Source organism: Shewanella sp. N2AIL (assembly GCF_022690845.1).
Taxonomy (GTDB): domain Bacteria; phylum Pseudomonadota; class Gammaproteobacteria; order Enterobacterales; family Shewanellaceae; genus Shewanella; species Shewanella baltica.
Map to the genome: position 1 here is coordinate 23,581 of NZ_JALBYT010000038.1, position 26,928 is coordinate 50,508.

27 protein-coding genes are annotated in these 26,928 nt (G+C 46.3%); 11 read left to right on the forward strand and 16 right to left on the reverse strand.

Features of this window, described 5'->3' with window-relative positions:
• Positions 1-17 precede the first annotated feature (17 nt).
• Genes hypD through hypA form a run of 3 tightly spaced genes read left to right on the forward strand, consistent with a single transcriptional unit; the run spans position 18 to position 2,519 of the window.
• Positions 18-1,157 (forward strand): hydrogenase formation protein HypD, encoded by a 1,140-nt coding sequence (hypD, locus tag MO387_RS18120; protein WP_107947218.1) that lies wholly within the window; start codon positions 18-20, stop codon positions 1,155-1,157.
• A complete protein-coding gene (gene hypE, locus MO387_RS18125; RefSeq protein WP_107947216.1) occupies positions 1,150-2,166 on the forward strand; it encodes a hydrogenase expression/formation protein HypE in 1,017 nt (338 codons plus the stop codon). Before hypD ends, hypE begins: the two co-directional genes overlap by 8 nt.
• The gene (hypA, locus tag MO387_RS18130) at positions 2,166-2,519 is read left to right on the forward strand and encodes a hydrogenase maturation nickel metallochaperone HypA (RefSeq protein WP_107947214.1); all 354 of its coding nucleotides are present in this window, start codon (positions 2,166-2,168) and stop codon (positions 2,517-2,519) included. Before hypE ends, hypA begins: the two co-directional genes overlap by 1 nt.
• A 160-nt stretch (positions 2,520-2,679) precedes the next feature.
• Here hypA and lpxM read toward each other — a convergent pair whose 3' ends face one another.
• The 4 genes from lpxM to pheS form a co-directional block, all read right to left on the reverse strand.
• On the reverse strand, positions 2,680-3,618 hold the full coding sequence (lpxM, locus tag MO387_RS18135) for a lauroyl-Kdo(2)-lipid IV(A) myristoyltransferase (protein ID WP_107947211.1): 939 nt from the start codon (positions 3,616-3,618) through the stop codon (positions 2,680-2,682).
• A 104-nt stretch (positions 3,619-3,722) separates the two neighbouring features.
• On the reverse strand, positions 3,723-4,019 hold the full coding sequence (gene ihfA / locus MO387_RS18140) for an integration host factor subunit alpha (protein ID WP_006081370.1): 297 nt from the start codon (positions 4,017-4,019) through the stop codon (positions 3,723-3,725).
• 3 nt (positions 4,020-4,022) lie between these two features.
• On the reverse strand, positions 4,023-6,410 hold the full coding sequence (pheT, locus tag MO387_RS18145) for a phenylalanine--tRNA ligase subunit beta (RefSeq protein WP_107947209.1): 2,388 nt from the start codon (positions 6,408-6,410) through the stop codon (positions 4,023-4,025).
• Between the two features lie 15 nt (positions 6,411-6,425).
• Complete coding sequence (gene pheS, locus MO387_RS18150; protein ID WP_006081368.1) at positions 6,426-7,409, reverse strand: phenylalanine--tRNA ligase subunit alpha; 984 nt, start codon at positions 7,407-7,409, stop codon at positions 6,426-6,428.
• Positions 7,410-7,878: 469 nt separating this feature from the next.
• Between pheS and MO387_RS18155 the strand changes: the two genes are divergently transcribed.
• On the forward strand, positions 7,879-9,399 hold the full coding sequence (locus MO387_RS18155; RefSeq protein WP_107947207.1) for a methyl-accepting chemotaxis protein: 1,521 nt from the start codon (positions 7,879-7,881) through the stop codon (positions 9,397-9,399).
• Between the two features lie 219 nt (positions 9,400-9,618).
• Here the strand turns inward: MO387_RS18155 and MO387_RS18160 are convergent, their stop codons facing one another.
• Genes MO387_RS18160 through MO387_RS18170 form a run of 3 tightly spaced genes read right to left on the reverse strand, consistent with a single transcriptional unit; the run spans position 9,619 to position 11,533 of the window.
• Positions 9,619-10,059 (reverse strand): YcgN family cysteine cluster protein, encoded by a 441-nt coding sequence (locus MO387_RS18160; RefSeq protein ID WP_107947205.1) that lies wholly within the window; start codon positions 10,057-10,059, stop codon positions 9,619-9,621.
• Positions 10,060-10,111: 52 nt separating this feature from the next.
• The gene (locus tag MO387_RS18165) at positions 10,112-11,224 is read right to left on the reverse strand and encodes a lytic murein transglycosylase (RefSeq protein ID WP_107947203.1); all 1,113 of its coding nucleotides are present in this window, start codon (positions 11,222-11,224) and stop codon (positions 10,112-10,114) included.
• Between the two features lie 30 nt (positions 11,225-11,254).
• Positions 11,255-11,533, reverse strand: a complete 279-nt coding sequence (locus tag MO387_RS18170) for a YcgL domain-containing protein (protein ID WP_106650328.1) — start codon at positions 11,531-11,533, stop codon at positions 11,255-11,257.
• A gap of 123 nt (positions 11,534-11,656) precedes the next feature.
• Here MO387_RS18170 and minC point away from each other — a divergent pair, with 123 nt between their 5' ends.
• Genes minC through minE form a run of 3 tightly spaced genes read left to right on the forward strand, consistent with a single transcriptional unit; the run spans position 11,657 to position 13,419 of the window.
• Entirely contained in the window at positions 11,657-12,322 is a 666-nt protein-coding gene (gene minC, locus MO387_RS18175; protein WP_106650327.1) for a septum site-determining protein MinC, read from the forward strand.
• A gap of 27 nt (positions 12,323-12,349) precedes the next feature.
• On the forward strand, positions 12,350-13,159 hold the full coding sequence (gene minD / locus MO387_RS18180; protein WP_006086391.1) for a septum site-determining protein MinD: 810 nt from the start codon (positions 12,350-12,352) through the stop codon (positions 13,157-13,159).
• A 2-nt stretch (positions 13,160-13,161) separates the two neighbouring features.
• Complete coding sequence (gene minE / locus MO387_RS18185; RefSeq protein ID WP_028760193.1) at positions 13,162-13,419, forward strand: cell division topological specificity factor MinE; 258 nt, start codon at positions 13,162-13,164, stop codon at positions 13,417-13,419.
• 138 nt (positions 13,420-13,557) lie between these two features.
• Here minE and rnd read toward each other — a convergent pair whose 3' ends face one another.
• The 7 genes from rnd to tsaB form a co-directional block, all read right to left on the reverse strand.
• Positions 13,558-14,667, reverse strand: coding sequence for a ribonuclease D (gene rnd / locus MO387_RS18190; RefSeq protein WP_107947201.1), 1,110 nt, complete (start codon positions 14,665-14,667; stop codon positions 13,558-13,560).
• Between the two features lie 70 nt (positions 14,668-14,737).
• Entirely contained in the window at positions 14,738-16,411 is a 1,674-nt protein-coding gene (fadD, locus tag MO387_RS18195; RefSeq protein WP_107947199.1) for a long-chain-fatty-acid--CoA ligase FadD, read from the reverse strand.
• Positions 16,412-16,612: 201 nt separating this feature from the next.
• Complete coding sequence (locus MO387_RS18200) at positions 16,613-17,479, reverse strand: alpha/beta hydrolase (RefSeq protein WP_107947197.1); 867 nt, start codon at positions 17,477-17,479, stop codon at positions 16,613-16,615.
• Between the two features lie 21 nt (positions 17,480-17,500).
• Positions 17,501-18,313, reverse strand: coding sequence for a class I SAM-dependent methyltransferase (locus tag MO387_RS18205; protein WP_107947195.1), 813 nt, complete (start codon positions 18,311-18,313; stop codon positions 17,501-17,503).
• A 210-nt stretch (positions 18,314-18,523) separates the two neighbouring features.
• Positions 18,524-19,252, reverse strand: coding sequence for a M50 family metallopeptidase (locus MO387_RS18210; protein WP_199908800.1), 729 nt, complete (start codon positions 19,250-19,252; stop codon positions 18,524-18,526).
• Positions 19,245-19,559, reverse strand: a complete 315-nt coding sequence (locus MO387_RS18215; RefSeq protein WP_107947193.1) for a hypothetical protein — start codon at positions 19,557-19,559, stop codon at positions 19,245-19,247. The genes MO387_RS18210 and MO387_RS18215 overlap by 8 nt, the downstream gene beginning before the upstream one ends.
• Positions 19,560-19,665: 106 nt before the next feature.
• On the reverse strand, positions 19,666-20,379 hold the full coding sequence (gene tsaB, locus MO387_RS18220) for a tRNA (adenosine(37)-N6)-threonylcarbamoyltransferase complex dimerization subunit type 1 TsaB (RefSeq protein WP_107947191.1): 714 nt from the start codon (positions 20,377-20,379) through the stop codon (positions 19,666-19,668).
• Between the two features lie 351 nt (positions 20,380-20,730).
• On the opposite strand from tsaB, the gene hemB reads away from it, so the two are divergent.
• Positions 20,731-21,714, forward strand: a complete 984-nt coding sequence (hemB, locus tag MO387_RS18225; protein ID WP_107947189.1) for a porphobilinogen synthase — start codon at positions 20,731-20,733, stop codon at positions 21,712-21,714.
• Positions 21,715-21,811: 97 nt separating this feature from the next.
• On the opposite strand, the gene MO387_RS18230 is transcribed toward hemB, so the two are convergent.
• Positions 21,812-22,717, reverse strand: coding sequence for a bifunctional methionine sulfoxide reductase B/A protein (locus MO387_RS18230; protein WP_107947186.1), 906 nt, complete (start codon positions 22,715-22,717; stop codon positions 21,812-21,814).
• Positions 22,718-23,121: 404 nt separating this feature from the next.
• Here MO387_RS18230 and MO387_RS18235 point away from each other — a divergent pair, with 404 nt between their 5' ends.
• Both MO387_RS18235 and ylqF read left to right on the forward strand, forming a co-directional pair.
• Positions 23,122-23,961, forward strand: coding sequence for a 2OG-Fe(II) oxygenase family protein (locus MO387_RS18235; RefSeq protein ID WP_107947184.1), 840 nt, complete (start codon positions 23,122-23,124; stop codon positions 23,959-23,961).
• Positions 23,962-24,111: 150 nt separating this feature from the next.
• Complete coding sequence (gene ylqF / locus MO387_RS18240) at positions 24,112-25,053, forward strand: ribosome biogenesis GTPase YlqF (RefSeq protein ID WP_107947182.1); 942 nt, start codon at positions 24,112-24,114, stop codon at positions 25,051-25,053.
• 205 nt (positions 25,054-25,258) lie between these two features.
• Here the strand turns inward: ylqF and MO387_RS18245 are convergent, their stop codons facing one another.
• Positions 25,259-25,741, reverse strand: coding sequence for a low molecular weight protein-tyrosine-phosphatase (locus MO387_RS18245; RefSeq protein ID WP_107947180.1), 483 nt, complete (start codon positions 25,739-25,741; stop codon positions 25,259-25,261).
• Positions 25,742-26,279: 538 nt separating this feature from the next.
• Here MO387_RS18245 and MO387_RS18250 point away from each other — a divergent pair.
• Positions 26,280-26,825 carry a type I restriction endonuclease gene (locus tag MO387_RS18250; RefSeq protein ID WP_242326439.1) on the forward strand — a complete coding sequence of 182 codons (546 nt, stop codon included), beginning with the start codon at positions 26,280-26,282 and terminating at the stop codon, positions 26,823-26,825.
• Positions 26,826-26,928 lie beyond the last annotated feature (103 nt).

The window sequence follows — 26,928 nt, forward strand, 5'->3', positions numbered from 1 at the left end:
TGCACCGAGGAAAGAGCATGCTTGAACTAAAACACCTCTATCAAGGCTTTCGCGATCCCCAAACGATTGCCAATTTAGCGCGGGATATTCAGTTAACCGCTAAATTAGTTAAGCAACCAATCAATATCATGGAAGTCTGTGGCGGTCATACTCACACTATTATGAAATACGGCTTGCTGGATTTACTGCCTGATAACATTGAGTTTATCCACGGTCCAGGTTGTCCAGTGTGCATTATGCCGAAAGAGCGTATCGACCAAGCGGCGGCGCTGGCCTCCCAAGAGAATGTCATCTTAGTGACGCTGGGCGATATGATCCGTGTGCCCGGTTCTAAGGGTTCCTTAGCCAGTTTTAGGGCGAAAGGCTGCGATATTCGACCGATTTATGATCCCTTAGATACGCTCAAAATTGCCCGAGATAATCCCGATAAAACCGTAGTGTTCTTTGCCATCGGCTTTGAAACCTCAACCCCAATGACAGCGATTTTATTGCAGCTGGCCGAACACGAAAAACTCGAGAATCTGTTATTCCATATTAATCATGTATTAGTGCCGCCCGCGATTGATGCCGTGATGCACGACCCGAAAGCCAGAGTGAATGCCTTTATTGGCCCCGCCCATGTGAGCGTGATCAGCGGCGCCAAAATCTATCGCAGCACAGTCGAAAACTATGGTACGCCCGTGGTCGTCGCAGGATTTGAACCCGTTGATGTGATGGAGTCTATTTTACGGATTGTACGCCAAAAAGCCGCGGGCAAAGCGGAGCTCGATATCCAATACAGCCGCGCGGTATCGGAAGACGGTAACCTCACGGCGCAGGCCAAAGTGAATCAATTCTTTAATATCAGACCACAATTTCGCTGGCGCGGCCTCGGTCCTATCCCCAATTCAGCGCTGCAGCTCAAACCCGAATATGCCCACAGGGACGCCGAACTGCGCTTTAAAGACCGCCTCCCCGTGAAGGAAATTGACGATCATAAAGCCTGTCAGTGTGGCGACATTCTTCGCGGGCTTGCTAAACCAAAGGACTGTAAAGTTTTTGGCCGCGGCTGCAATCCCGAAACGCCCTTAGGCAGCTGCATGGTCAGCTCCGAAGGCGCTTGCAACGCCTATTACCGCTATCAAGGTATCGATATCAAGGAGCCACATCATGGCTGATACGCTAAAAGATAAATCCATTCAGCTCAGCCACGGTGGTGGCGGCAAAGAAATGAATAAACTGATCCGAGGTCTGTTTTTTGCCGAATTTGATAATCCAATCCTTCGTAGCGAAGAAGACGCTGCCAAACTCGATTTGCACGGCGCCAACGCCTTTACTACTGACTCTTTCACCGTCTCCCCTTTGTTTTTTGCCGGCGGCGATATCGGCAAACTTGCTATCGCGGGCACAGTCAACGATCTCGCTATGATGGGTGCAGAACCTCAGTATCTGAGCTGTAGCGTGATCATCGAAGAAGGCTTTTCTATCAATGATTTAACGACTATTGTCCGCAGCATGGCAAAAGAGCTCAAACAAAGTGGCGCGCGGATTGTCTGCGGCGACACTAAAGTCGTACCCAAGGGCTGCGCCGATGGTTTATTTATTAATACCTCAGGCATTGGTCGCATCTTGCGTCCCAACATCTCAGCAGCAAATATCGCTGTGGGCGATGCCATTATCGTCTCCCGTGATATAGGCTGCCACGGCGCGGCGATTTTAATGGCGCGAGAAGGACTCACACTCGAATCGGCATTGCAAAGTGACTGCGCGACGCTCTGGCCGATAGTCGAGCAATTGATCGCCGCCAATATTCCCATTCATGCGATGCGCGATGCGACTCGCGGTGGCTTATCGGCAGTGCTCAACGAATGGGCCGTCGCCTCCAATGTCGGCATTACAGTCAATGAGGCCAGTATTCCCGTCAGCGATGAAGTCAAAGGTCTGTGTGAACTCTATGGTTTCGAAGCCATGGATCTCGCTAACGAAGGCACTTTCATCCTCGCCGTTCCCAACGACATAGCGTTAGGTGCGCTCGAGATCATGCAACGCTTTGGCCGCTGTGAGCACGCATCGATAATCGGGACTGTGAGTGATGAATTCGCGGGGAAAGTCGTGCTAAGAACGCCTTGGAATACTAAGCGTTATCTCGATCTTCCCCAAGGTGAACTGCTGCCAAGGATTTGCTGATGCACGAATATTCGATTGTGAGTGCCCTGATTGAGCAATGTGAACAGCATGCGCTGGTCAATCACGCCGCTAAAATCACCCGAGTGGATATCAAACTGGGGGTGATGAGCGGGGTTGAGCCTAGCCTGCTGCAAACCGCCTTCGATACCTTTAAGCTCGATAGCATTTGCAAAGCTGCCCAGCTCAATATCCAAATTCAGCCGCTAGTAATACTTTGCCAAGACTGCCAGAGCGAATCCGTGCTGAGTGAACGCACCATCGTCTGCCCTGCGTGTCAAAGCTATCGCACCCGCGTACTCGATGGCGAAGACATGCTACTGATGCAACTTGAAATGGAACAAGATGAAGATTAGGTGCCTCATTTGTAATTGGCATTGTTAACGACAGCAGAGTTGATCAAGATCTCAATCAATAAAGAGTGCCATCAACAAGAATACCCCTCAAAACAAAAATGGCTTTGAGCACTGAGCGCTCAAAGCCATTTTTAGCCATACTAAATTGACAGGCTCTTCATTAACCGTAGATAGAAGCTTCACCCTCTGGGCGCGTCTTGAGCACCCGTAGGAACCACATATATTGCTCTGGATAAGCTAATATAACTTGCTCGACCACTTTGTTCAGCGCCAACGCCTCGTTTTCCTTGCCTACCATGTCTTCAGGCGCAACGGCCGTCATCACAGTGAGATCAAACTGACGTGTCGCTTGGTTGTAACCAATCTTTACAGGTAGCACTTGGGCATTACCCGCCTGTGCTAAACGCCCAACGACAGGCAGCGTTGCTTTCACTGTGCCTAAAAAAGGTGCAAACACACTTTGTTCTGGGCCTAAATCTTCATCGGGAAGATAAAAGAAACTGTTACCGCGCTTAAGCTCGGCTAATAACGCCCGAATCCCCGCCTCACGCATATACACATGGCCACCACAGCTGCTACGCACACGATTACTAAACCAATTGAATAAGCCGTTTTTATGGGCTTTGGCCATCGTCACCATAGGCAACTCAAGGTTAAGGCGTAAACCAGCATAATCGATTGGCCACACATGGGGCATGATGAAAATGATCGGTTGCCCAGCAGCCTGCGCTTTAGTCACATGCTCAAAGCCGATTAAATTGACTCGACGACGTAAATGCGCTTTTGAGCGCACCAGCAATTCGCCCTGTGCTAACAACACCAAAACGAAGTTTTGCACGTTCTCACGGATTAACACTTCAATCTCGGCGGTGGATTGCTCAGGAAAGCACGCCCTTAAGTTGGCTCTGGCAACGCTAATGGGCTTTTTGGCAATTGGCATCACTATTTTTGCCAATAATCTTGCTATGGGATCACGTAGCCATGCGGGCATGAGTCCGAAAATCACTAATAGACCAATCGCTAACCAAGTGGCCCAGTATCTAGGGTGTAATAAGGCGAGTTTAAAACGACGGTCAAAATGTTTGGGCTGTCTTGACAAAGAATTCACCTCAGACAGTGGATAGAAATAATGGAGATATTGCACGAAAAAATAAACAGGAAAGCCACTCTCTAAGGAGTGGCTTTCCCATCAAACAAACGAAATTACTTACCCGTGTTTGCTGCTTCTACACGAGTTTTCAGCTTTTGGCCGGGACGGAAAGTCACGACACGACGAGCAGAAATTGGGATATCTTCGCCTGTTTTTGGGTTCCTTCCCGGTCTTTGATTCTTGTCCCTAAGGTCAAAGTTGCCAAAGCCAGATAACTTGACCTGCTCACCACTTTCAAGTGCGCCCCGAATCTCTTCAAAGAACGACTCAACCATCTCTTTGGCGACACGTTTGTTCATTCCGAGTGTTTCAAAAAGATGTTCTGCCATTTCGGCTTTGGTAAGTGCCATACTTTAATCCCTCAACGATGCGTTGAACTCGGACTTAAGGGCAGAAACAACTGAACCAACGGTCTCAGCAATCTCTTTTTCCTCAAGCGTACGAGTAGTGTCTTGTAATGTAAGTGCTATCGCCAGGCTCTTCTTGCCAGGTTCAACACCTTTACCTAAGTATACATCGAACAAGTTTATGCCAACCAACTGATTTTCGCCAACTTTTCTTATCAATTTCATTACATCACCTGCAGATACACTCTCATCTACTACGACTGCGATGTCACGACGATTAGCTGGAAACTTAGATACAGCTTGGGCTAGCGGCAAACTGGTATGCAATAAAGCATCCAATTCCAACTCAAAAACGATGGTTTTACCATTGAGTCCAAAAGGCTTCTCCAAACTAGGATGGATTGCACCTATATGACCGATCACTCGATCATTTCTCAATATTTCAGCACATTGCCCCGGATGGAGAGCAGAATGCGTCGCTCCTCTAAAGCTAAATTCTGATGCGGAAACTGTCAAGCCGATAATTGCTTCTAAATCACCTTTAAGGTCGAAAAAATCAACGGTTTTCGATTCCATAGCCCAATGTTCGTCATTTTGGAGCCCAGTAATGACACAAGCGAGCATTGCTTGTTGTCTTACACCGGATTCTGCATTGATATCAGGAACAAAGCGCAGGCCAGTTTCAAAAAGTCTCACACGACCCTGTTGACGACTTTGGTTGTAGCCAACGGCGGCCAATAAACCGGTGAACATTGACAGGCGCATGGCCGACATTTCACTGGAAATGGGGTTTGGTAACACCATAGCGTCTAAACCAGGGTGAACCAGATTTTGCAATTTTGGATCGACAAAACTGTAGGTTACCGCTTCTTGGAAGCCGCGAGCGACCAATAAGGCACGCACGCGTTTTAGGCTTAAGTCAGATTCTTTATGATCTGACATACGCAGAGCGGCAACAGGCGCCGTATTCGGGATATTGTTATAACCGTAAATACGCGCCACTTCTTCAATCAAATCTTCTTCAATCGCCATATCAAAACGATAGGTCGCAGTGGTGACCTGCCAGCTTCCCTCTGCTGCAACGACAGCAAAACCTAAACGCGTGAGGATTTCAGCCACATCGCTATCAGGTACATGGTGACCGAGGATTTTATCTAACTTGCTGCGACGTAACACGATTTGTGCAGGTTTGGGTAAATCAGCCTCTGATTTAGCCTCAACTACAGGGCCAGCTTCACCACCACAGATATCCAGTACTAAACGGGTAGCACGGTCGATAACCTTGTGTTGCATCTCAGGGTCAACACCACGCTCAAAGCGGTGTGATGAATCTGTGTGCAAACCTAAACGACGTGACTTACCCATAATGGCAAGCGGCGCGAAGAAGGCACATTCAAGCAGTATGTCTTGGGTCGTGTCGCTCACGCCTGAGTATTCGCCGCCAAACACACCAGCAAGGGCTAATGGACGCAAATCATCGGCGATCACTAAGGTATCGCTTGGGATGGTCACTTCGCTGCCATCAAGCAGGGTGATTTTCTCTTCGCCAGTGCCTAAACGCACTTGGATATCGCCCGTTAATTTGGCCAGATCGAAAGCGTGCATAGGTTGACCGAATTCAATCAACACAAAGTTAGTGATGTCTACGATAGGATCGATAGAGCGAATACCGCTTCGACGCAGTTTTTCCTGCATCCATAATGGCGTAGGCGCTTTAACATTGACGTTTTTAACCACACGGCCTAAGTAACGTGGACACGCTGCAGGCGCGTTAACGTTAATCGTGACCTGTGCATCTGTCGTTGGCGTAACGGCTTGCCACTGTGGCTCAACCACTGTTTGGCGGTTTAACACGCCCACTTCACGGGCAAGACCTGCCATACCTAAGCAATCGGCACGGTTAGCCGTTAAATCCACATCGATAACGGCATCATTAAGTTGCAGATAGTCGCGGATGTCAGTGCCTAATGGCGCGTCCAATGGCAATTCGATAATGCCATCGCTTTCGACGTTAATGCCAAGCTCGCTGTACGAGCACAACATGCCTTCTGATGGCATGCCACGCAGCTTGGCTTTCTTGATTTTGAAATCGCCAGGTAATACGGCGCCAACCATAGCCACGGCCACTTTAAGACCCTGACGGCAGTTTGGTGCACCGCAGACGATATCGATAAGTTCACTACCACCAACGTTGATTTTGGTCACGCGCAGTTTATCGGCATCGGGATGCTGACCACACTCAACCACTTCACCAATCACTACACCGCTAAAATCGGCAGCTACGGCTTCAACGTCATCGACTTCGAGACCGGCCATAGTGATCTGGTGGGATAATGCTTCACGGCTGACTGAAGGGTTTACCCATTCACGAAGCCAAGATTCGCTAAATTTCATGCTATTACAGCTCCGTTATTTAAATTGCTTCAGGAAACGTAGGTCGTTTTCGAAAAACGCACGTAAATCGTTTACGCCGTAACGCAACATAGTTAAGCGCTCGACACCCATACCAAAAGCAAAACCAGAGTATTTTTCTGGATCTATGCCAACGCTGCGCAGCACATTCGGATGTACCATACCGCAGCCAAGCACTTCTAGCCATTTACCATTTTTGCCCATCACGTCCACTTCCGCTGAAGGTTCAGTGAATGGGAAGTAAGATGGACGGAAACGCACTTGCAGATCTTCTTCGAAGAAGTTACGCAGGAAGTCATGCAAAATGCCCTTCAATTCGGCAAAGTTAACATGTTCATCCACGAGCAAACCTTCCACTTGGTGGAACATTGGCGTGTGCGTTTGGTCGTAATCGTTACGATAAACACGACCCGGTGAAATAATGCGTAAGGGTGGCTTTTCAGTTTCCATAGTACGGATTTGCACGCCCGACGTTTGGGTACGCAGCATCAGTTTAGGATTGAAATAAAAGGTATCATGATCAGCACGCGCAGGGTGGTGTTCAGAGATATTCAGCGCATCGAAGTTGTGGAAATCATCTTCAATTTCAGGCCCTTGCTTTACCGAGAACCCTAATTCCCCGAAAAAGGTTTCGATACGTTCAATGGTACGCGTCACTGGATGTAAGCCACCGATCTCTTGGGTACGGCCTGGCAAAGTCACATCAATCTTTTCAGCGATTAATTTGGCTTCCAGTTCCGAACTCTTCAGACCATCGATGCGCTCAGTTAATTTTTGTTGAATCGCCTGTTTAGCATCATTGACCGCTTGGCCAAAGGCTGGCTTTTCTTCAGGGCTTAAGCTACCCATCATTTTCATCATGTCGGTGATCTTACCTTTCTTACCCAGGTAATCGACACGGATATCATCCAGTGCTTTTAGATCACTGGCCTGGTCAATAATGACTAAGGCTTGTTCTACGATCTCAGTTAACTGCTGCATTTTCTCTTCCACTGCATAGTCGCGCTTGATAAACAAGTGCTATGGGCGCCAAACTTTCAGGCTATTTGGGTGCTCAGGTTATCGGGCGTTAATGCCAGACGCTTTGCTAGCTATAACGAAATAAAAGGATAGAAATTTTACGCGAGCGAGCGGCATATTACTAGGGCTTATTGGGGGTTTTTATCATGCAAATTCATGTGTTACCCCAGTTCAGAGCCTGAGTTTTGCTCAAGGTGAAATCTAAACCTCGATTCTGACCGAAACAAGTTCCGCGTTCAGCCACTAGCAGCATTTGTAACTAAACTGTAAACTCACACCCGTACCCTGCCAAAATTGCAGCAAATAACACAATAACGACTGCAATTAGACTACATTAACGATATAAGCTTTTACAAAACAGAAAACTATAAAGTCTATGGCAAACTAACCGATATACATTCGGTTCACAGCCCATTTTATCGAGGCACTCATGAAAGAAGTAAAGTTTCGCTGGATAGATCAATATCTTATCCATATGACCTTAAAAACTAAATTCGCAATTCTCTCTATCGTTCCTATGCTAATGATTGTTGGACTGGCGATTTTTCTTGATAACCAATCCCAGCAAACCTTAGTCCAAGGACAACTCAACGGTCTGCAAAATGCTTCACAACAAATCAACCAAGTCACGGGTACCTTATATAACAAACTCCCAGAGCAAGAACGCCAAGCTATCCTTAGCCAGCTAAGCCGCGACATCAAAGGCAATGTCAGCATTATTTCGGTGAATGAGGCCGACAGTAAAGCGCAATCCTTAGCTCGCAGCGGTGGCGGTATTGATAATAGCGGTAAGCTACCTAGAGCTGTGAGTGGCGTTAACGATCAAAACCTGATCACGATTATTCCCTTAGACAGCAAAGAAATTGATGCCCTGCTCGCCAAAGATAACCTGCTGGTTTACGGCCTGATGGCGGCGCTTCTATTTGTGTTGTTTTTATTTAGCTACTACATTTCGACCTTCGTGGGCGGCGCACTTTATACCACAGTGATGGCATTAAAACGGGCCGCATCGGGCGATTTAACTGGGCGTTTAAACTTCTTCGAAGTAAAAGACGAGTTCAGTATCTTAGCTATCAGCATAGATACCTTAGTTGAACGTCAACATCTGTTAGTGAAACAAATCGCAGAATCGACAACAAAAATCCGTGAGGTAGTCTCCTCGTTTCGTAGCACAGCGCAGCAAGGTCAATCCTTGGCGGTGAACCAGAGACAACATTTGGATTCCCTAGCAACGGCAATGGAAGAAATGACCGCTGCAGTGAAGGAAGTTGCCCGTAATGCTGAACAATCTTCTGCCGAAACCCAAGAAGCCAATCAACAAGTTAGTGCTGGCGGTAAAGACATTGAAACCACAGTCAAGGCTATTGACGTGTTATCGGATGAAATTTCTGCGGCCTCAAATGCGGTGGGCGTTCTCAATGACAACGCCAGTAAAATTGATGAAGTGGTATCAACTATTAATGCAATTTCCCAGCAAACCAACCTACTCGCCCTCAACGCAGCGATTGAAGCGGCGCGCGCCGGTGAACAAGGCCGTGGTTTTGCCGTGGTGGCCGATGAGGTACGTACTTTAGCGGGCCGCACTCAGGCCGCAACGGTTGAGATCAAAACCATGATCGAATCACTGCAGTCGGGTACGCGCAATCTAACCCAAGTGATGTCGCGTACAGTGAATCAAGCCGATGAAGGTAAACAACACGTACTGCAAACGGGTAAAGACTTAGAGTTTATCGCCCACCACAGCAACAAAGTGTTTGAAATGAGTGTACTAATTGCCACCTCGGCCGAAGAGCAATCGGCAGTGGCCAACGAGATTGCGACTAACCTGATGGAAATTCGCAACCAGTCCCACGATGTGGAGCAATCGGCGAACCAGTCTGTTTCAGGTTGTGATGAGCTGCAAGCAACAGCTGGGCAACTGGATCAATTGATGGTGGGATTAAAAATCTAGCCAAAGGTTATTTAACGAAGTTTAAATTCACTTAACACCCAACATGCACAAGGGAGCAATAATCGCTCCCTTGTTGTTTTTTCATTCTGACGGTCACAGTCGAATCAACCACTGTTTTTCAATCAAGCAGTTGTTCAGTCAACCAGTAACATTTCAATCATTAACTCACTTTTCAATCAACAACGCGACGGCAAAAATTAGCCCGCGTCCCCACGTCTGTTAATCCACATCTTTAAGTGGCCATAGCACGATATGATCTTCAATATCCTTCACGCGTCTTTCATCGACCACTTTGCCTTGGATCGACATGCCCGCTAAATGCATCGCCTCTTTAGAACCAGTCAGCAGCGGATGCCAGCTCGGTAGCTCGCGCCCTGCCGCTAAACGGCGATAGGCGCAGCTGTCAGGCAGCCAAGTTAACTCATGGATATTATCAATCGTGATCACAGTACATTGTGGCACATGGGTGAAACGGTCAGTGTAATGCTGGCAGCCCGCCGTTTGATGATCGAGCAAAAGGCAGGCTGCATTGGTGTAATACAAGTCTTCGGTTTCATCATCTATCAACTTGTTTAAACAACATTTACCACAACCGTCACACAGGGATTCCCACTCGGTTGTGCTCATCTGCGCTAATGTTTTGCTCTGCCAAAATGCCATGATTAACTGTTTCTTCTCAATAAAAAGCCCGCTTAATGCGGGCTATTTTACACTAGTTTATCGGCGGATACTTTATTCTCTCGGACAGATGCGCGACAGAAATCCCGAAATAATCGGTATTCTGCCAGTGCATTAAGGCGCGGTAATTGCCATAAACGAGGTATTTTCGACCGGTAACACCATCGGGCATGATTAGCGAGGCGTTGATGTCTTCGCGGGACGGCAAATCGGTATGATCAAACTTGCGAATACCGAGATTTTGCCACTGGGCTAAAGACTGGGGTTTATCTAATCCAGCAAGTGCCAAATCAAGCGCTGCGGGCACTTGTACTTGTCGCCCCCAAGTATCATCGCCATTCCAACCGAGTTGCTGTAGCAAATACGCCGCGGAGGCAAACGCATCTTGTGTGTTGTGCCAAATGTCTTTCTTTCCGTCACCATCGCCGTCCTGCCCGTAGGCAAGATAATCCGTAGGCATCAGCTGCATTTGCCCCATAGCGCCATTCCAATGGCTTTTAAGATCTTGAAAACCCATATGTTCTTTTTCCATTATGCGAAGTGCAGCCACAAACTCTTTTTTGAAGAAGGCTTCACGCTCGCCGCCAAAGGCCAGTGACGCAGTCACAGATAGCACAGGATAATCCCCAGAGGCTTCACCAAAGTCTGAAACAAGCCCCCAGAGCGCAACTAAGAAGCGTGGCTGAACTGAGTATTGGCTGGCGATGGCATTGAGTTGTTGTTCATGCTCTTTAAACAGCACACGGGCGGTGTCAACTTTCCACTCGGGCACAATGTCGGCGAGATAAGTATCGAGGTTGTGGGTTTTGTCAGTTTGGAAACTGTCTGTCGCGCGGGCTTTTTTGAAGAGTTTGATCTGGGGAAAGGCTATATCTAAGGTGGTTTGGCTGATGCCTTGGAGACTAGCTTCTTGCTTTAATTGAATTAAATAATCACTAAAGCTGATTTTCTCGTCTAGTTGCTGCGCCATGGCAGGCAAACTGCACGCACTCATCCAAATAATGAAACAGACAAATGCCCTGATGGCAGCGAAGATATATGCGGCGAGTCGATAAAGCTTATTCAGATAAAGCCCAAAGTGACAAATCTTAACCGGGAAAGCATTGGTTTGATAAGCTTGGGTTAGATAAGCACGGTATCGATGCATATACCTTCCTGTTATTGTTATGCTATTGGCTTAATCTTTGATCCCAAGACTGAGTTTATGCTCTGCCAATAAATTCACCTGTGGAGGCGGAATTTGTAAATAAAAGCCGTTTTCTTCCATCGCAGCTCTCACCTTTTTAATATCTGCCATACCTAACGCGTCACGTTTAGCGATAGGAAACACCATCACCAGTTTTGGCACGCCGAACATTTCCATCAAAGGCGCAGGAACATCGTCAAAACAATCTCTTTTCTTCACAAATAAATAAGTATCAGCCTTTCGGCTACTTTTATAAACGGCACATAGCATAAGAGTACAAATATCCAATAGTTCAAACTTGCCAGTCAATGGGGCACACTATAACATGGTCGCCTAGTAATTTAATTGTAAAATCAGCGAACCGACTGATGATTTCTGGAGAATAGTGCCGGGATGTCAAAACCTAGCTTAGAGTTAAAAGGCGCTTCTTTTACTCTTTCAGTGCTTCATATTAATAGCAGCGATTTACAAGCTGTCATGACTGAATTAGACAGTAAGTTGGCACAAGCCCCACAGTTTTTTCTGGGTGCTCCTTTAGTTGTCAATCTGAGTGCGATCCAACACGACAGCTTAAATTTAAGTGCGTTAAAGGATCTGCTGATCTCACGTCAATTAGTGATTGTTGGCATAACAGGCGCGACAACCGTACTCAGTAAACAGGCCAAAGACTTAGGCCTTGCCATAGTTAAAGCCGGAAAACAGAGCAGTACGCCACCGCCAGCACCTCGCCAAACTAAAATAGTGAAGCAAAATATTCGTTCAGGCCAACAAGTCTACGCAAAAAATGGTGATTTAATCATATTTGGTGCGGTAGGCAATGGCGCAGAAGTCATCGCAGATGGTAGCATTCATATCTATGGCGCATTACGAGGGAAAGCCATGGCAGGCGCGGCGGGCGATACCAGCGCCGTCATCATAGCCCACTCTCTGGAAGCCGAACTCGTTTCAATAGCAGGGCAATATTGGCTCGCTGAAAATCTACAACAACATAGCTCAGATAAAAGTGGCTGCATTCGCCTAAACGGTGAGTCACTTATGGTTGAATCATTGCCCCTCTAAATGGCAGAACAAAGGATAGAGAGAAACATGGCACAAATTATTGTTGTCACTTCAGGTAAAGGCGGCGTAGGTAAAACCACATCGAGTGCTGCAATTGCGACTGGTCTTGCCATGCAAGGACACAAGACAGTCGTTATCGATTTCGATATTGGTTTACGGAATTTAGACTTGATCATGGGTTGTGAGCGTCGTGTGGTTTATGACTTCGTTAATGTGATCAATGGTGAAGCCAATTTAAATCAAGCGCTGATCAAAGATAAACGCTGCGACAAGTTATTCGTTTTACCCGCTTCACAGACCCGTGATAAAGATGCGCTGACCAAAGAAGGCGTTGGCCGTGTTCTAGACGATTTAGCCAAAGACTTTGAGTTTATTCTGTGTGATTCACCTGCGGGGATTGAGCAAGGCGCTATGATGGCACTGTATTTTGCCGATATCGCCATTGTGACAACTAACCCAGAAGTCAGTTCAGTACGCGACTCAGACCGTATTTTAGGAATGCTGCAGAGCAAATCACGCCGCGCCGAGCTAAACCTTGAGCCAATCAAAGAATACTTACTGCTGACTCGTTATTCACCGAGCCGTGTAAAATCGGGCGAAATGTTGAGTGTTGATGATGTTCAAGAAATTCTGGCCATTGAGTTACTCGGCGTGATCCCTGAGTCACAATCGGTACTGAAAGCCTCTAACTCAGGCGTGCCTGTGATTATCGATCAAGAAAGTGATGCAGGTTTAGCCTACAGTGACACAGTTGCACGTTTACTGGGCGAAGATGTCCCAGTACGCTTTATTACGGAAGAAAAGAAAGGTTTCTTACAACGGATATTTGGTAGCTAATTATGTCTTTACTCGACTATTTCAAAAGCAAGAAAAAGCCTAGCACTGCGGTAATGGCTAAAGAGCGCCTACAGATCATTGTGGCTCATCAACGTGGGCAAAGGGACACTCCCGATTATTTCCCACAGATGAAACAAGAGATCATTGCCGTTATTCGCAAATATGTGCCGATTTCTGATGATCAAGTTTCTGTGCAGTTAGATCAAAACGACGCGAACCTGTCGGTACTCGAACTTAACGTCACATTGCCTGACAGATAAGTCGATTACGCAAAAAGCGTCATCTTCTGAAGAAGATGACGCTTTTTGTTGACTGTTTTTCGGCTATCGGTAAGTTTCAAATACTGCGCATAAAGTACAAGACTTCACGCGCAAGATTTAAATACTAGATTAAAAGCCTTAGACCTCAAGCTTAGCTAGGGACTCAGCGGCAATCTCGCCTCGCCATCCGCATAACACCGCGGGTAAATCCCCTTGTTGCTTATCCCAACGCCATTGCAAAAACTCATGGATATGACGTTTAGAGCCGAGCATTTCCTGTGGCACATCATGCTGTTCGCACAACTCAACTAAACAGCTTTTAATCGCCTTAAAGGCCGATTTGTAGCCTGATTTTAACGCCAATACATCCACTAACTCGGGTAAATTGACTAAATCAGCGGTTTGCAGCACACGTAATAAGTCTTTGCCGTGAATACGTTTTTCTTGCTCAGTCAAATCATTGAGCTTAAACAAGTCAGCCGAGGATTTAGGTTGCTTCTTCGCTAATGCGATAAGACCATGATCTTTGACCACAAAACCTAAGGCGAGATCACGCACTAACGCTTTTTCAAGACGCCACTTGGCAAGCACTTTAAGGTAAGCCAATTGAATTTCTGTCAATTGGAAAGCATTTTTCACTTTCAAATAGGCTGTATCGAGATCAGGAGCGGCAAGCCTGCCCTGAGTCATCCTCTCCCCTTCCTCGTATAACCAAGCTAAACGCCCTTGGGCGCTGAGTTTTGCTTCAAGTTGAGGATAGAGCTGATACAAATAAAGGACGTCATTAGCGGCGTAGCTTAACTGGGCTTCCGTTAACGGGCGGCGGATCCAATCTGTACGCGACTCACCTTTATCGATCACTTCACCCAGGCAAGTTTCAACTAACTTGGCATAACCTACACCGTGGCCCATACCACACAAAGAGGCGGCAATTTGGCTATCAAACAAAGGCGTAGGCTGACATTTGCCATAGTGGGCAAACACTTCTAAGTCTTCACTGCAGGAATGCACTAGCTTAACGATATTCGGGTCCGATAACAGCGCCCAAAACTGGGCTAAATCAGGTAAAGCCACAGGATCAATCAAAGCTAAGGTTTTACCATCATAGGCTTGGATCAAACCTAACTTGGCATAATAAGTACGAGTACGAACAAACTCGGTATCTAACACGAGTATCTTACTCTGTTTATATTGGGCAACGAGGGCATTAAGGCTTGCTTCATCACTCACATATTGAAACGCTGACAAATTCTTCTCCAGATCCTGTGGGTCAATCACAGTCCATAAAAACAAAAGCCGGCAAATGCCGGCTTCAATCTTACGCTCGCTTAGCTTCGTCTCTAAGCTCTCGTCGCAAGATCTTACCCACGTTGGTTTTAGGTAACTCGTCCCTAAATTCTACCAGCTTCGGTACTTTATATCCCGTTAAATGAATACGGCAGTGCTTAATGATGTCTTCAGCGGTTAAAGATTTATCTTTTGCCACCACAAATACCTTCACTAACTCACCACTGGCGTCATTTGGCACCCCAACTGCAGCCACTTCAATCACTTTAGGATGCAGTGCAACCACTTCTTCGACTTCGTTAGGGAATACGTTAAAGCCTGAAACTAAGATCATGTCTTTCTTACGATCGACAATATAGAAGAACCCTTTCTCATCCATGTAACCAATATCGCCCGTGGCTAACCAGCCGTCAGTATCGATCACTTTGGCGGTTTCTTCAGGACGTTGCCAATAGCCTTTCATCACTTGCGGGCCTTTACCAAACAGCTCGCCAGTTTCGCCTTGGGCTAATACCTTGCCGTCATCATTACGGATTTGGATCAGTGTCGAAGGTGCAGGGAAACCGATTGAACCGTTATAACCGTCTAAGTTATATGGACAACAGGTTAATAAGGGTGAGGCTTCCGTCAGACCATAACCTTCAAGTAAACGGGTTTTAGTAATCGATTGCCATTTATCCGCCACAGCTTTTTGTACCGCCATGCCGCCACCGATAGAGAGTTTTAAGCGTGAGAAATCCAACTGGGAAAAATCATCACTGTTCACTAACGCGTTAAATAAGGTATTTACCCCAGTTAATGCGGTGAAAGGATACTTTTTCAACTCAGCCACAAATCCTGGGATATCACGAGGATTGGTGATGAGTAAGTTCTGGCTGCCTTTGTGCAAAAACAGCAGGCAATTCACGGTCAAGGCGAAGATGTGATACAGCGGCAAAGCCGTTACCACAAACTCGCTGCCATCGTTTAAGGCGGGCGAATAAGCACCATCGGCCTGCAATACGTTGGCGACAATATTGCCATGGGTCAACATCGCGCCTTTAGAGACCCCAGTGGTGCCACCTGTGTATTGTAAAAACGCTAAATCGTCGTTAGTGACTTCAGGTTTGATGTATTGCATGCGACGACCGGTTGATAAGGTGTCGCGCATTGATAATGCGTGGGGTAAATCATATTTTGGCACTAACTTCTTAATGTACTTCACCACAAAGTTCACTAAGGTGCGTTTGGGTGCGCTTAATTGATCACCCAAACGGGTAATGATGACGCTTTCAACGGGCGTTTGTTCGACCACTTCTTCTAAGGTGCGGGCGAAGTTTGACACGACAACGATGGCTTTGGCGCCCGAGTCAATCAACTGATGTTTGAGTTCGCGCGGGGTATATAGCGGGTTAACGTTAACGACCACCATACCGGCACGTAATACCCCAAACAGCGCAATCGGGTATTGCAGCAGGTTTGGCATCATCAGGGCGACACGATCGCCCTTTTCAAGCTTTAATTCATTTTGTAGATACGCGGCGAATGCACGGCTGCGTTCTTCCAATTTACGGTAGGTTAGCGTGGCACCCATGTTGATAAATGCAGGTTGATCTTCATACTTAGCCACCGCTGTTTCGAACATATCAACAAGCGATGAGTACTGCTCCACATTAATTTCAGCAGGCACATCTTTTGGCAAATGATTAATCCAAGGCTGATCCACTACTCTCTCCTAAATCCCCACAACTGCGGAAACAATATCCATACAAGCGTCAAGACTCGATAAATACCGAGTTAAAATACCGGCTTACATTTTATAGTTATTGATTGACTCGTCATAAATCATACGAGCGTTTTAATTTTGATCATCATCACATAAAAAAAACAAAAAACCTAGCGTCTTTTTTAGGGCAGTAAAAGCACCCTATTTAACGAATTCGCGGATCAAGCGCGCGACACCTTCGGCATTGTCCATGTGCACATGGTGATCGCCCTCTATTATGTGTTCAGACAAGTGTTTGAACCAGGTTCGCGCCTTAGGTATGGCGGTCTGCAACTGGCTAAATCCCTGTTTGCCACACACTAATAAGGTTTCAATATTGATGTCCTGCATTAATGCATCAACTTGAGCGAAGGTTAGCCTTTGGGGTGAATCTAATCTCAATCGAGGATCACTGCGCCAACCTATGCCCTTACCTTCGGGCTGCATATTACGCTCGAGCAATAGCCGACACCAAGGTTCGGCAAGTCCTGTTAAATGCGCCCTCGCCCGCACTGCAGTCTCTATGCTGTCGTAAATTTTTGCCTGCCCATGTTTCTGGGTTAAATACTTCTCGTGTTGATAGAAGCTTTTCCTTAGTCGTGCTTTCGCTTGCGTTGGCGATTCTGATAAGGGACTTAACGCTTCAATCAATACCAGCTTGTTGACCTTTTCAGGGAAGGTCGCCGTATATGCAGAGGCAATAATGCCACCGAGCGAATGCCCCACCATGGCCACAGGCTTTTGCGGTAATGCCGTTAATAGCGCATCCAAATCATACAAGTAATCAATCCAATGCAGCGGATAATGCCCCGGCCTGTGCGCCGAAAAGCCATGTCCAGGCCAATCAATCGCGAGCACTTGATAATCGAGTAAATGCGCAGCTAAGGGTTCAAAACTGTTGGCATTATCTAACCAGCCATGTAAGGCCAGCAGTAAAGGTTTGTCCTTCGCCCCCCATAATCGGCCTGCGACCTTAATATGAGGTAATGCAAATTCGATTTGATTTTGGGGGGCGAGAGATTGCCACATAATGCCTCTGATGTCAGGTAATTAAGATGATTTTTTGACAAATTTGAGTGTCATACGATCACTTTCACCGATCGCTTGGTATTTTTCTTTATCGGTATCACCCAAGGCAAAAGAGGGCGGTAGCGTCCAAACACCTTTGGCGTAATCCTTAGTATCTTTGGAGTTGGCATTGATTTCTGCGCTTTCTACTAAGGTAAAACCGGCTTTTTTGGCTAGAGCAACCATAGCCGCTTGGTCCATATAGCCAGTGCTGAAGTTCATTCCTTCGTTGGCTCTATGCTCTACCACGCCAAAAATACCGCCGTCTTTCAACACTTTATAAGATGCCGCAAACACGTTTTCCAACTGATCTGTCGATGCCCAGTTATGAAGATTACGGAAGGTTAATACCAGATCAGCACTGCCGTCAGCGCCTAAATCCATTTTTTGTGGAGGATCAAAGGTAACAATCTTTGCATTGCCCATGACGTCTTTATTGGCCGTCATCCACGCAGCATACTTAGTGCCAGCGTTGGCGCGATAACGATTTCCGGGCGTGTCTGTCGCAGGAGCCGTTTCGAAACTGGCTGCGATATATTGGCCCTCTTTAGCAAGATAAGGCCCTAATATTTCACTGTACCAGCCATTACCCGGCCAGAGTTCAATCACAGTCTGTGTTGGGGTAATGCCAAAAAAAGTTAAGGTTTCAGCGGGATGACGATAAACGTCGCGACTGGCATTTTTAGCCTGACGAAAATCGCTTTTTAAGACTTTATCTAAGCTTTCATCGGCATAGGTAACACTCGAACATAAACCAGCAAGCAGCAGACTGGCAACTAAGGTGACTTTTTTCATTGTAATTCTCCATGGATACCGAAGGCTTAACCTAGCAGCCAATGGCCAAAAATCCAAGGAATAGAAGTCGCAAAACTAAGCTTTAAGCGACATAAGTGGTTATAGCTCAAAGTGATGAGTCAATTCACCTTTATCGAACCAACACAGCGCAAAGCGGAAAAACGTCTAGAGGAAACACAATACAATTGAGGTATTAAATGACCTTGAGGATTAACGACTCGCAGCGTTATCGACACGGCGCCACGCAAAATACAAAGCGCATGCACTGGTTAATAACCATAATCCCACCCAAATCCACGCGGGGATCCAAGAACGCTCGGCCAACATCACCGCATCACCTTGGCCATCAAGCCCGAGCAACACAGTTGGACTTGCCAGCGCATTAAGCATGATCATCAAGCCGATAATACGCAAAAACTGGGTCAACATTTTGTTTTGACTGAGTTTAAGCGGTAACAACAAAATAATAGTCAGCACGGCTAGAATCGCCAGCGTGAGGATATCTCGGCCCCAGAGCAAGCTGCTTAGCACCACTAAAGCGCCCAGCAAGGCAAAGCTCACGCGGATCCCCTTTGGCCAAGTCGCGAGCAAGTAAATTAAATATCCCCAACAGGCCGCGCCAAAATACCCAGCAAAACCAATCAACATAGGCGAACCGCCTTGGCTAAAACAAAAGCCTGCGCCGTTAGGAAACAATTGAATATGGCTGACCACGCCCGAGCTTAATATCGTCGCAATGCCGTGAGACAATTCATGGAAATAGCTTTCAAGCCATTTAAACGGCACGCTTAAATAGGGAATGCGGGTGATGAGCAACGCCACCACCAGCTCGATGATAAACAAGCCACGGCTTGGCACACCGCTGGCGGCTAAACCCGTTAACTTAGATGAGGAAAATGGCGAGGTAGAACCGGAAGATATTTTTTGCTGTTCAAGCATACAAGTCCACGCCAACCATTTGCTGAATTTCATCGCGTTTGGCGGCATGTTGGGTTTGTAAATATTGGGCAATCGCCCCCTGATGACCACGCGTATCTTGTTCATACTCGAGGTGCGCACCAAGCTTTGACTGTAAATTTCCCGCTGCGTTTTTACCTTTAGGCTGTGTTTCTAAACTGAGGGCTTCGACGGCATCTTGCTCAATCACTGGGCGTGACGATTCAGGCGCGGTTAGCCCCTGAGCGATAGCGGGTCTATTACTCGCTACGGCATTCGTCAAACTCATTTGATTTACATTAACTTGCATCAAGAAGCCTTAAGTTTGCACTATCCATCGTTAAGCCATTCCTCGTAAAGAATGCTTAGCAGTAATTGCCTGAGATTCTATCGCAGATACTCAGACAAAGAACAGCTTATTCACGACCGGGTAACTTTTTCCATGTAACTGTATCACGTAAATACACAGGTTCAAGCTCATCGACCGAGGTTATTAGCCCTGCTTTGATGCCTGCTTCAGCCAATATCAGCATAGCCCTTGCATCGGGATATTTCACGGCGTCGAGAGCGAAAATCCCTTTGCCGAGTGCCAGTAAATCAGGATACGCATCAAAACCGGTGCCGCAAGCCACAATGGGCGCTTCAGTATCAAGCTGAAGTTGTACGTTGGCAGGCGCACTGACCACTTCTTCACCGACTAATGTCGCTATACCATCGACGGCCACAAACTGCCCCCAATACACTTCACCCATGCGCGCATCAATGGCACACAACACTTGCTCGGCTTGATGCACGCTAATCGCCATTTGTGCCATTGCTGCAAGAGTTGAAATACCAATCACAGACAAATCCAACCCCAGCGCTAGACCTTGAGTCATGCTAGTACAAATACGGATCCCCGTAAAACTGCCAGGACCTCGACCATAGGCAATCGCCGCCACTTTATCTAAGCTAATGCCCGCTTGCTTGAGCACTGAATCGACCATAGGTAACAGACGCTGGCTGTGTTCACGCGGCGCATCGGCAAGTTCAGCATAAATCTGACCTTGATATTGCAGCGCAGCTGAGCAGGATTCGGTACAAGTGTCTAAGGCAAGAATACAAGCAGAGTGTTCGTGTGTTATTGTCATTTCAAAACCGGATTAGCGGGCAAGATTTCGCATCAAGTTAACCATTTCGGTATTGTGCGAATATGCCATGAGTAAACTGACGCAAATAATAACATCAAATGCCCGAAAACAAAGGGCTAAGCAAACAAGTCAGCTAAAATAGCGCCCGCATGATATCCAGTAGCAAATCAGGACTTGATGGATTTATGTGATCTAAGTCAATGATCGATAAACTCATTAATGAATACCGCTCGCTTGGGGAAACTTTTTTAACTTTGCTTGTCAGAGCAGACAAGTCTGGATTGAATTCATTCCTTGCCACTCCTTTATTATTGTACGATTGCATTAACCTGCCCTCGATAAGGATATTTCATGTTAAACACGCCTCCATTGCGTCGCCTAAGACGCTTACGTAGTTCAGAAGCGATGCGTGATCTGCTGCGCGAAACCCATATTTCGTTAAGCGATCTTATCCATCCCCTGTTCATTGAAGAGCACATCACCCATGCCGTGCCTATCTCCACGCTACCTGGCATCAGCCGCTTACCTGAGAGCGCACTGGCGGATGAAGTTCGCGAGCTTTATGCCCTCGGGATCCGCTATGTGATGCCCTTTGGGATTTCGCACACTAAGGATGATAAGGGCAGCGATACCTGGGACGACAATGGCTTGCTCGCCCGTATGGTGCGCACCATTAAAGCCGCTGTGCCTGAGATGATGGTGATCCCCGACATTTGTTTTTGTGAATACACAGATCACGGCCATTGCGGCGTGGTGCACAATAATGAAGTCTGCAACGATCTCACCGTCGAAAATTTAGTTAAGCAATCGATAACAGCCGCCAAAGCGGGCGCTGATATGTTAGCACCATCGGCCATGATGGACGGTCAAGTAAAAGCCATTCGCCAAGGGCTCGATGCCGCAGGTTTTGAACATGTGGCGATTCTGGCTCACTCGGCAAAATTCGCCTCTTCTTTTTACGGTCCTTTTAGAGCCGCGGTCGATTGTGAACTCAGTGGTAACCGCAAGGGATATCAGCTTGATTATGCCAACGGTCGCCAAGCCCTGTTAGAAGCCTCATTAGATGAAGCGGAAGGCGCCGATATCCTGATGGTTAAACCCGGCACCCCCTACTTAGATGTGTTAAGCCGTTTAAGACAAGAAACTCACTTACCACTCGCCGCCTATCAAGTCGGCGGTGAATATGCGGGCATCAAGTTTGCCGCCCTTGCAAGTGCGTTGGATGAGCGTGCAGTGGTGACAGAAACCTTTGTCGGCTTAAAGCGAGCCGGAGCGGATTTGATTGTCAGCTATTACACCAAACAATATGCCCAGTGGTTAGCCGAGAGTAGATAGTTATCTCGGTAATGACCGTTGCGGACATTAAAAAATCGATTAAAAACGCCACCTTTATCGGTGGCGTTTTTGTATTTAGTATCCTGCGCTGAATTGCTTAAGCTTTTTGCAATCGTGCAAACAAGGCTTTCACTTTTTCGACTTTAGGGCGCACCACCATCTGACAATAAGGCTGCTCACCGTGTAAAGCAAAGTAATCATTGTGATAATTTTCAGCGGGATAAAACGTCTCAAACGCTGAAACTTGGGTCACAATCGGCGCATCAAAAACCTTAGCCGCCGCTAACTGAGTCAACATAGCGGTAGTTTGCTCAATCTGCTCAGCATTATGGGCAAACACCACGGAGCGATATTGTGGCCCCTTATCATTGCCTTGACGATTGAGCGTAGTCGGATCATGACTCTCAAAAAAGACCTTTAACAGCGTCGTAAAATCAATTTCCTCTGGATTGAACTCGATATGCACCACCTCTGCATGACCAGTTTGACCCGAGCAAACGGATTTATAATCGGCGTCATGGGCATCACCGCCAGCATAGCCAGAAGTCACGTTCACCACGCCTTTTAGGCTTTTAAAAATCGCCTCGACGCACCAAAAACATCCGGCGCCAAAAGTTGCAAAGCTGTTCGATGCTGGTTCAACAGCATCATCCATCCCTTTAAAAACCATAGAAACGGAGTTAACACAGTGACGAATATTATTGGGGGTTAACATCTCACCTTCAAAAACATGGCCTAAATGGCCGCCACACTGGCTACAGACAATCTCGGTTCTGCGGCCATCGGCGTCAATATGGCGCGTTACAGCGCCGGCGATTTCATCATCGAAAGCTGGCCAGCCACAATGGGCATTAAATTTATGCTCAGAGCGGTACAAGGGCGCATGGCATTTTTTGCATAAATACAAACCCTTGGCATCATGATCATAATACTCACCACTAAATGGGCGTTCAGTGCCTTTTTCTTCGATAACATAGCGTTCAAAATCGGTCAGTTTGTTCATATTAATGCCCTTTCGACTCACGTCGTTGTCTATTTTGATACTCTTTGATTAAGTTGATTAAGTTTATTAAGCAGCTGTTCCATAAAAAGCCAACATAAGACCCACTCCAAGCAAGATATCTTGCACTCGGCTTCAAAATGCGGCTGACATCAATCCCAATCACAACAAATCTAATCACAACACATCCAATAACCCATACTAACGGGTTTAACGGCTAAAATCTTGCCACTTAAGTCAGTCCTAATCTAAGCATTTAAATCAGTGCGCATTAAGCGACAACATAAATGACCGAAAATACAGCAGTTGCTCTCACTCACCCTCGCGGAGTATTTGCACCCGCTCAAGCGCACGGCTACACTTGCTGCGGGTCAAATTACAACTAAATATAACAAGTAGAAACCACAATGAAATTAGAAACCATTGATTACCGCGCTGAAAACAGTGCCCAGCAATTCGTTGAATCACTTAGGGAAACTGGCTTTGGTGTTTTATCTAATCATCCGATTGATAAGCGCTTAGTTGAAGACATCTACACCGAGTGGCAAGCCTTTTTTAATTCAGAAGCCAAAAACGACTATATGTTCAAAAAAGAAACCCACGACGGTTTCTTCCCCGCATCGATTTCTGAAACCGCCAAAGGCAACACAGTCAAAGACATTAAAGAGTACTATCACGTTTATCCTTGGGGCCGGATCCCCGATTCACTGCGTGCCAATATTCTCGCCTATTACGACAAAGCCAATGCGCTGGCTTCAGAACTTTTAGAGTGGATTGAAACCTACTCACCCGAAGACGTAAAAGCCAAGTTTTCGATGCCATTGTCAGAAATGATCGCCAACAGCCAAAAAACCTTACTGCGTATTCTGCATTACCCACCGATGACGGGCAGTGAAGAAATGGGCGCCATTCGCGCCGCCGCCCATGAAGATATTAACCTTATCACAGTGTTACCTGCTGCCAATGAGCCTGGGTTACAAGTGAAAGCCAAAGATGGCACTTGGTTAGATGTCCCCAGCGATTTTGGCAGCATTATTATCAATATCGGTGACATGCTACAGGAAGCGTCTGGCGGTTATTTCCCATCGACGTCACATCGCGTCATCAATCCTGAAGGTACGGATAAAACCAAACCACGGATCTCTTTGCCGTTATTTTTGCATCCAAACCCTGCTGTCGTGCTGTCTGAGCGTTATACCGCCGACAGTTATTTGATGGAAAGACTGCGCGAACTAGGGGTTATTTAACCCTTAATACCGCCTATTAATCCGAGTGACAATCGCAAGAGACAGTCAAGGATTAAGCGATTAAAGCGCCTTAGGGCGCTTTTTTTATGACATTCGCCACCTTCAAGGTAGAATAGCCGTTCTTTAAGTTATTTAGGACAAGGCGTTATCATGGCAATTCAGTGGTATCCAGGGCATATGCACAAGGCACGCAAAGAGATTGAAGAGGCAATGCCTCAGGTCGATCTTGTTATCGAAGTGCTGGACGCGCGTATTCCCTACAGTAGCGAAAACCCCATGGTGGCTCAGCTTCGAGGCGACAAACCTTGTATCAAACTGCTCAATAAATCTGATCTGGCCGATCCAGAGATCACTGCGCAATGGATTGAATACTTAGAACGCGAACAAGGCGTAAAAGCCACCGCGATCACCACACTGCAAGCGGCAATGGTGAAAAAGATCCCTGATATCTGCCGCAAGCTAGTGCCGAGTCGCGATAAAACCGAAAAAGACATTCGCACTATGATCATGGGGATCCCCAACGTTGGGAAATCTACCATCATCAATACCTTAGCTGGCCGTGTTATCGCCAAAACCGGTAACGAACCTGCGGTGACTAAAACCCAGCAAAGGATCAATTTACGTAACGGTATCGTGCTGTCGGACACTCCGGGTATTTTATGGCCAAAAGTGGATAACGAAGCGAGCAGTTATCGCCTCGCCGTCACGGGTGCCATTAAAGATACCGCGATGGAATATGAAGATGTAGCCCTGTTCGCCGCTAAGTATTTCTTAACCGCTTATCCAAAAGAGATTTGTGAACGCTACAACTTAAGTGAATTACCCAAGGATGATGTCGCACTTCTCGAAGAAATCGGCCGTAAACGTGGCGCCCTGCGTCCCGGTGGTCGCATTGATATGCACAAGGCATCTGAGTTATTGCTGCATGAATACCGCTCAGGCAAAATCGGTCTACTTTCATTAGAAACGCCTGCGATGGCCGAGCTTGAGAAGATTGAAGTCGCCCGCATCATGGCCATAAAAGAAGCCGAGAAAGAAGCCAAACTAGCTAATGAAAAACTGAAACGTTCAGGCAAACGCCATAACGACTAAGCCATCACGACTAAATCAGCTTGCGACTCTGCGAGCGTTGAAAATAACGCGCGGAGTGTGTTGAAGATAAGAAGCTAATAATATTGATATTCAAGATTATTAGGCGAATTCATCAAATTTAAAATTAAAGCCAGCATATTGAATATGCTGGCTTTTTTATTTTAATAAACGGAGATGTGGCGTTAAAAAACACTGTCACGTGGAACTACTTTTGTGCACCTGATGCCAGCTTATCGAGCAAGGCATCCATACTCTGCTCTAATAAATCCAACACCAGTTCAAAGCCCTGATCGCCACCATAGTAAGGGTCCGGCACTTCTGTGACTTGCGTATCCGCATAGGAGAGCATTAACTGTAACTTGTACTGATACTCGAGCGGACAACGGCTACGCAAATCCGCTAAATTGGCCTTATCCGCCGCCAAAATTAAATCAAAATGTTCAAAGTCGGCATCCACAACCTGCCGAGCCCGCATTCCATCGAAACTAAAACCCCGCTTTTCCCCCGCCGCCATAGCACGGCTATCAGGCCTATCCCCTTGGTGATAACCAATAGTACCCGCAGAGTCCACCTCAATATTGAGCTTACGCTCCGCAACCTTAAAGCGACACACAGCTTCTGCCGTCGGTGAACGGCAGATATTGCCCATACACACCATTAATATGCGTTGCACTCTCGCCTCTTTCATTTCATTCAATCCTTCAACAGTCAAAGCTTATCCATCGTCATGATTAATTGATTAAATGTGCTTTGTGCCTGAGTTGTCAAATTAAGGCGACATAGGAGTGAAATCATTGCCAATTAATCAGTAAATATGGAAGGTTTGTTTTAATTTATACATTAACGTTCATCGTGATACGCCAGTATTCGCTAGGTTATCAACATCATGTTCGACTTGTCGCGCAGCCACTTATCACACTTTATGCTTCTACAATACACTCTATATGACATGATTTGTATATATGATAACGGGCAACACATTGAACTCAAGTGGTATCACTCAGTATCTGCTTAACAATTCATGTGTGGTCTATTTAATAAATCTTCAGCCGTACTTGTAAATACTAGATAAATACCACAAAAACTAATAATTTCACTTGATATGGTTCTTTTATCGGCTAGGTTTATAACTGCATGTACGGTTTAAACGATTATGAACTTACAAACCGCTGCAAATTCACTGGAATAAAAAATAAGCAACAGAGTACAACAAGAGGAAATGTGAAATGGATTTTATTGAAAGGATTGATGTTCTCTCTAAACGTATCCCACAAATTGCTAGTAGCCTTCAAACCGAAGAAGCGACAAAGAATGCCTTAATCATGCCCTTCCTGCATACAGTTTTGGGATATGACGTATTCAATCCCAATGAAGTTGTTCCGGAATTTACTGCCGATACTGCCTGTAAGAAAGGTGAAAAAGTAGATTATGCTTTAATGAAAGATGGCGAAGTACAAATACTGATAGAATGTAAAAAGTACAACGAAAAACTATCAATAAAACATGCTGCTCAGCTATTTCGTTATTTTTCAGTAACGAACGCCCGTCTTGCCATTTTGACAAATGGCACTGAGTATCAGTTCTATACCGACCTAGATGCTCCAAATAAAATGGATGAAAAACCATTTCTTACACTGGATCTGGAAAATATTGACGAGCATTTAATTCCTGAAGTAAAGAAACTCACTAAAAGTTCATTCGATGTAGATTCCATCGTAAGTGCAGCAGGTGAACTTAAGTACTTAAGCCAAGTAAAGAATCCGCCTTCTTAGAAGGCGGCTTTGACTTGCCCCTGGAAGGGGCTATTCCAAGAACCTACATCATCTGCAACGACAATTGAGCCTCATGTTCCTGATCTTGTTTATCTTGATGGCG